Genomic DNA, 5,641 nt, shown 5'->3' with positions numbered 1-5,641 from the left:
CAGGCACCTGTGCCGGGCGTCTGGTGGGTAGGGTCGGTTCCCGAACGACTGCACGTACACCATCAACGCCCGGTGACGCATGGGCGGCGAACGAAGCGCATCTCCGCCGACGGTCATGCGCAACCGCGCCCGGCGAGGTTATCGGCAGTCGTTTGGGAAACGGCCCTACCGGCGGACGTGGGCCGACGCATCGGCGTGGCACGCGGCTACTGCGCGCAGCGTTACCTCCACGCACTGGAGCCGGCGCAGGCACCTGTGCCGGGCGTCTGGTGGGTAGGGTCGGTTCCCGAACGACTGCACGTACACCATCAACGCCCGGTGACGCAGGGGCGGCGAACGAAGCGCATCTCCGCCGACGGTCATGCGCAACCGTCCCCTGCGAGGGTATCGGCAGTCGTTTGGGAACCGACCCTACCGGCGATACGGCCAGACGCACGAACGGCAGGGTTTCCCCTGCCGTTCGTTTCGAACCCGGCGAAGTACCGACCAACGGTCGGTACCTGATCCAACGAGTACCGAGCAACGCTCGGTACCCACCGGGCCGCGGTTACTTCAACCCGCGATTGACCAGCAGCGGCTCCACCGACGGGTCCTTGCCGCGGAACTCGCGGTACAGATCGGCCAGCTCCACGCTGTTGCCGCGCGAGAGGATCTTGTCGCGGAACACCTGGCCGTTCTCCGGCGTCAGGCCGCCGTGCTCCTTGAACCACTCGAAGGTGTCATGGTCCAGCACTTCCGCCCAGAAATAGGCGTAGTAACCGGCCGAGTAGCCGCCGCCCCAGATGTGGTCGAAGTAGGTGGTGCGGTAGCGCGGCGGCACCTGCGGCAGGTCCACCTTGAACTTCTTCAACGCCGCCGCTTCGAACGGTGCCACATCCTGCAGCGGCGCGTCGGCCGGCTGGGTGTGCCAGGCCAGGTCAAGCAGTGCCGCCGACAGGTACTCGGTGGTCGCATAGCCCTGGTTGAAGGTGCGCGCCTTCAGGATCTTGTCCACCAGCGCCTGCGGCATCGGCTCGCCGGTCTTGTAGTTCTTGGCGTAGTTGGCGAACACCTTCGGGTCCAGCGCCCAGTGCTCGTTGAACTGCGAGGGGAACTCGACGAAATCACGCGACGTGCTGGTGCCGGCGATCGACGGGTACTTCACCTTGGAGAACATCCCGTGCAGCGCGTGGCCGAACTCATGGAACATCGTGGTGACATCATCGAAGCTCAGCAGCGCGGGCTGGCCGGCGGCGGGCTTGGTGAAGTTGCACACGTTGTAGACCACCGGCTTGGCACCGGTCAGCCCGTCCTGCTCGACGAACACGTCCATCCAGGCGCCACCGGACTTGCTGTCACGCTTGAAGTAGTCGGTGTAGAACAGCGCCAGCGAGGTGCCGTCCTTGTCGAACACTTCGTAGACCTTCATGTCCGCGTGGTAGGTCGGGATGTCGGTGCGCGGCTTGAAGGTGATGCCGTACAGCTGGGTGGCGGCGTAGAAGACGCCGTTCTGCAGCACGTTGTCCATCTCGAAGTACGGCTTGATCTGCGACTCGTCCAGGTCGTACTGCGCCTTGCGCACCTGTTCGGCGTAGAAATCCCAGTCCGACGCGGCCAGCTTGAAGCCGCCGGTCTTTGAACCAGCCTGCTGGGCGTCGATCACCTTCTGCATCTCGCTGATCTCGCCACGCGCCTTGGCCGTGGCGGCCGGCACGGTGTCGGTCAGCAGCTTGAGCGCGGCAGCCGGGGTCTTGGCCATCTGGTCGGCCAGGCTGTAGGCGGCGTAGTTGTCAAAGCCCAGCAGCTTGGCCTTCTGCGCACGCAGCTGGGCCAGGCGCTGCACGGTCTGCCGGGTGTCGTTGGCATCGCCTTTTTCAGCGCGGGTTTCCGACGCCTTGAGCACGGCGGCACGCTGGTCGCGGTCGCTCAGCGAGGCCAGCACCGGCTGCTGGGTGGTGTTCTGCAGCGGCAGCAGGTACTTGCCGTCCAGCTTGCGGTCCTTGGCATCGGCGGCGGCGGTGTTGATCGCATCCTCGTCCAGGCCGGCCAGCTTGGCCTTGTCGTCCACCACCACCGCACCGGCGGCGGTAGCGGCCACCAGGCGGGTGTGGAACTGGGTGGCCAGCGTGGTCTCTTCCACGTTGAGCTTGCGCAGCGCGGCCTTGTCGGCATCGCTCAACTGCGCGCCGGCGCGCACGAATTCCTGGTAGTCACGCTCGACCAGGCGCAGCTGCACCGGGTCCAGGCCCAGCGAGGCACGCGCGTCGTAGATGCTCTTCACGCGGGCGAACAGCTTCGGGTCGAGGTTGATCTCGTCCTGGTGCCCGGCCAGCTTCGGGGCGACCTCTTCCTGGATCTTCTGGCGCGCTTCGTTGGTATCGGCCTGGACCAGGCCGAAGAAGATGCGCGACACGCGGGTCAGGGTTTCGCCGCTGCGCTCGAGCGCTTCGATGGTGTTGTCGAAGGTGGCCGGTTCGGGGTTGTCGGCGATCTTGCGGACCTCGGCCAGGTGCTGCTTCATGCCTTCATTGAAGGCCGGCAGGTAGTCACTGTCCTTGATCTTGTCGAACGGCGGGGCCTGGAACGGCAGCGTGCTGGCGCTCAACAGGGGGTTGGTGGAGGCATCGGCCGGCGCCTGGGCGGCGGCGGGGGTCTGGGTATCGGACACGGGGGTGGACTCCTTGCCGGAACAGGCCGCCAGCGCCAGGCTGATGGCAGCGGCCAAAACTACGGTACGCGACATGAAACGGGCTCCTTGGAATGGGATGCGGCTGCGGAAAAACCGCAGCCGATCACCCTACTCCGATTGCCCGCGACCGGCATGTGCCGGTCTTGGCGTGTGGCGGTGCGGGGCCCGGCGCCAGGCGCGGCGGGGCCTGCCGGGCTCAGACGGTGCCGCGGTTCTTGCCCTGCCAGGGCCGGTAATACTCGCGGATGGCGGCCATGTCGGCCACATCGTCGCCGCTGGAGTGGAACAGCGGGCCGATCCCGATGGTCTTTTCCGGGTAATGGAAGTAGCACGCCAGCACCGGCACGTCGGCCATGCGGGCAATCTTCAGGAAACCGGCCTTCCAGTGGGTCACCGCCTTGCGGGTGCCCTCGGGCGTGATGGCATACCACATGCGCTCGGACCCCCGGATCAGGCTGACCGCCTGCTCCACGGTGCCCTGCGGCGAGCTGCGGTCCAGCGGGATCACGCCCAGTGCGCGCAGCAGCGGCGACAGCGGCCACCAGAACAGCGAGGCCTTGCCCAGCACCTTCACCTGCATGCCGAGCGCGATCTTGGCCGCCATGCCCCAGAAGCCGTCCCAGTTGGACGAATGCGGGGCCACGATGAAGACCAGCTTGGGCACGTTGGGGAAGGTCCCCGTCACTTTCCAGCCGCCCAGCCGCAGCGTGCAGCGGGCCAGCCAGCGCAGGAAGCGGTTGGGTTTGACCTGCGGCATGTTGGGCGGAACGGCAGGCAACAGCGGACGTCGGTTGTTCAAGCAATCACTCCCAATGGCGTGTGGTGCGCCCGCGCTTGATCTGCGCGCGGCCCTTTTTCTCATCCAGGCGACGCAGCTTCGCCCCGTACGATGGCTTGGTGGCCACGCGCGGCTTGGGTACGCTGAGACTTTCCTGGATGAAGGCGGCCAGCCGCTCGCGGGCGTCTTCGCGGTTGCGGTCCTGGGTGCGGAACCGCTGGGCGTCGATGACCAGCACGCCCTCGCCGGTCATGCGCCGGTCGCGCCGGGCCAGCAGCCGCGAGCGCAGGGGCTCGGGCAGCGACGGCGAGCCGGCCACGTCGAAGCGCAGCTCCACCGCGGTGGACACCTTGTTGACGTTCTGCCCGCCCGCGCCACTGGCACGCACGAAGCGTTCGACCAGTTCCGCATCGGGAATGGACAGGTACGCGCTGATGGTGACGGGTGGGGAAGCCATGGGCGGCATTGTAAAGGCAGGACCGCTGCGACGGGTGGGGCCAACATCTCCGATGACGCCGATAACGTCCGTCATATGCGCCCGGACGACGCCCCGGCGGGTATGCTCGGGCTTCCACGCAATGCAGGATGCCCGCACATGCTTTCGATCCGCCCCCTGGCCCGCCTGGGCCTGGTCCTCGCCCTCGGCCTGGCCGCCATCGCGCCGGCGCTGGCCGCCCCGCCCTCCGATGCCGACATCAACCGGCTGCTGGCCGCCTCGCGCGCGCAGACCATGCTGGACAGCATGCTGCCGCAGATCGAGGCGATGCAGCGCCAGCAGTTCCAGCAGGTGGCCGCGCAGCGCCAGCTCGATGCCCAGCAGCAGGAACAGATGAAGCGGATGGAAGCGCGCACCACCCAGACCATCCGCCAGGCACTGTCCTGGCAGCAGCTGCGGCCGATGTACGTGGACCTGTACAAGAAGAGCTTCAGCAAGGAAGACGTGCTGGCGATGGCCGAGTTCTACGAGAGTTCGGCCGGGCAGAGCCTGCTCGACAAGACCCCGGCGCTGATGCAGAACGTGATGGTAGCCATCCAGGAAAAGATGCAGCCGCTGTTCGTGGACCTGCAGAAGGACCTGGAGGCGATCATGAACGAGCCGCCGGCGCCGGCGACGAAGTAAGCCGCGCCCACTGGTGGGGCCGCGCGTGGCACGCAGCGCAGGGAGGCCGGTTGAAGGACCGGCCTCCACGAGAATCCTGCCTACGCATGTTCCGCCTTGGTTCCCCGGGGCTGCGTCGGTGTGGGGTCGCTAGCGCGCTCTATTTCGCCACGCGTGAACAGCGGCGAAAATGCCCCGTCTGAATATCCAGAATCCAACACCCTGGATCACCACTGAGAGCGCAATCAGCACTTTCAGTCCAATCCACCACCCGTAATTCAGCGCACACGCCACTGCGGGTATCAGCGATACAAGGGCCATGCGCGTTGCAAAGTGCACGTAGGCCGAGAGGGAAACTTTCATGGTGGTGACACGCCTATTTGTTGACTCGCTTCTCTGTATACGATGTAGCGCTATCAACGGTGATCTGCGCTCCCTTCTGTGATGCAGAAGTGGCAGCCTCCGTGATCCTCCCGCCTTGCTGCATTGCGTCTTGTGTCGTCCTTCCTATATGACCGGCCAGACCATTGCTCGCGGCCATCGACTCGAGCTTTGCTGCACTCTGGAGGCCAATTTTCGCCCCGCCTCCGCTACCGACGGCACCGGCAGCCACCGCTACTGCTACTTCTTTGAGCTAACCGCCTGTCCGGTTAACTGCCCCTCGGCTACTTTGCCCACGCCCGAAGCGGCCCCACCTACCGCCGCTGTGCCCACTACTGCAGTCGTGGTTGACACAGCCGCCTTGGCCAAGATACTGCCAACGCCCCCCGTAACAGCACCGACAGCAGCCGAAACCCCCACTGCAGTCCAGTTGTCGACCTTTCCCTTTGTAACAAACTGCATACCTATTTCAATACCGCCACCGATGACTGCTCCGAGGCAAATTGGGCACCTGCCGTCTGGGTCGTTGAATCTATAGGGGTTGTTGTATGCGTAAGCGTATCTGTTGAAGTGCCGATCATCTGCCGAATGGACAGAGACAGGATCGACAGAGAGGAAACGGCCAGTCACTGGATCCTGAAACCGCTGTTGCATGTAGATTGAATCGCCCAGGGTTTTGTAGACAGTCGTCAGCCGTTTAGTGCGTACTGCTTCT

The 5,641-nt window shown here is 65.2% G+C and carries 5 protein-coding genes; 1 reads left to right on the top strand and 4 read right to left on the bottom strand.

Annotated features, from left to right (window positions below):
• Positions 1–547 precede the first annotated feature (547 nt).
• The 3 genes from dcp to arfB all read right to left on the bottom strand — a co-directional run bounded on the left by dcp (position 548) and on the right by arfB (position 3,903).
• Positions 548–2,722: a peptidyl-dipeptidase Dcp gene (gene dcp / locus RSA25_RS18765; protein WP_332810344.1), complete on the bottom strand. Its 2,175-nt coding sequence runs from the start codon at positions 2,720–2,722 to the stop codon at positions 548–550.
• A gap of 142 nt (positions 2,723–2,864) precedes the next feature.
• Positions 2,865–3,467 (bottom strand): lysophospholipid acyltransferase family protein, encoded by a 603-nt coding sequence (locus tag RSA25_RS18760; protein ID WP_332810343.1) that lies wholly within the window; start codon positions 3,465–3,467, stop codon positions 2,865–2,867.
• 4 nt (positions 3,468–3,471) lie between these two features.
• The gene (gene arfB / locus RSA25_RS18755) at positions 3,472–3,903 is read right to left on the bottom strand and encodes an alternative ribosome rescue aminoacyl-tRNA hydrolase ArfB (RefSeq protein WP_332810342.1); all 432 of its coding nucleotides are present in this window, start codon (positions 3,901–3,903) and stop codon (positions 3,472–3,474) included.
• A 138-nt stretch (positions 3,904–4,041) separates the two neighbouring features.
• On the opposite strand from arfB, the gene RSA25_RS18750 reads away from it, so the two are divergent.
• On the top strand, positions 4,042–4,566 hold the full coding sequence (locus tag RSA25_RS18750) for a DUF2059 domain-containing protein (RefSeq protein ID WP_332810341.1): 525 nt from the start codon (positions 4,042–4,044) through the stop codon (positions 4,564–4,566).
• A gap of 600 nt (positions 4,567–5,166) precedes the next feature.
• Here RSA25_RS18750 and RSA25_RS18745 read toward each other — a convergent pair.
• Positions 5,167–5,641, bottom strand: a 475-nt coding sequence (locus RSA25_RS18745; protein ID WP_332810340.1) for an RHS repeat-associated core domain-containing protein, incomplete at its 5' end; no start/stop codon positions are given.

It is taken from the genome of Stenotrophomonas sp. (genome assembly GCF_036662295.1).
Taxonomy (GTDB): Bacteria; Pseudomonadota; Gammaproteobacteria; order Xanthomonadales; family Xanthomonadaceae; genus Stenotrophomonas.
The sequence above is the reverse complement of the archived record's forward strand: the minus strand, read 5'-3'. Positions and strand labels throughout refer to the sequence as shown.